Raw genomic sequence first — 670 nt, forward strand, 5'->3', positions numbered from 1 at the left:
TTTGCATGAAGGCAGAGAAATCCACGCTGTCCAGCTGGTCCAGCGTGATCCGGCCGAGTTTCACCAGGCATTCCTTGCGCACCCAGAGCCGCAGGAAGGCCAGTGCGGCGGGCGTGATGGGGGCGTCGGCGTCCGCACCGGATGCGGAGATGGACTGGAGCCGCTTGCGCTCCGCCGCGGCGAGCGCGAAGTCCAGGTCGGAATGATCCGGCTGCGACGCGTTCCATCGTTCCAGGTCGATGCCGACGGGCCGGTCGCCGCAGGCTGCTGCGACGACGCCCTTTGCGTGGCTCAGGCTGACATGCAGCCAGGGATGATCGGGCAGGGTGGGGCGGCCATGCGGACCGCCGCAGGTGTCGCAGCGCTGCCGCAGGATGATTGTCCCGGGCGGCGCGCCGATGATCGAGGCGGCCATGGCGCGCGCGAGCCGGTGCGCGGCGATGAAGTCGCGCCGGTCCGCGTCGTGCGCGAAGGCGTTCGCCCGCTGGCGTTCCTCCGGCGTCAAGGGGATGTCCTGGGCCGCGAGCGCGTCCAGGACGGACCGCGTGGCGCCCCATCCCAGGACGCCGCGCCAGGCGCGTGGCGGCTTGCCCATGCTGTCGGACATGGTCAGCGCGATCCCGTTTCGTGCGCGGGCGGGCGCGTCATGCCGCCGCCGCCGGCTGTGCCT

Annotated in this window: 1 protein-coding gene; it reads right to left on the reverse strand. The window is 71.8% G+C overall.

All coding sequences use genetic code 11. The features are described 5' to 3' along the window. A partial coding sequence (locus tag KDH83_RS31090) for a 4'-phosphopantetheinyl transferase superfamily protein (RefSeq protein WP_212322955.1) occupies positions 1 to 607 on the reverse strand: 607 nt, incomplete at its 3' end. Between the last annotated feature and the right edge of the window lie 63 nt (positions 608 to 670).

Origin of the sequence: Achromobacter sp. Marseille-Q0513, assembly GCF_018195695.1 — a bacterium.
Lineage (GTDB): Bacteria > Pseudomonadota > Gammaproteobacteria > Burkholderiales > Burkholderiaceae_B > Achromobacter.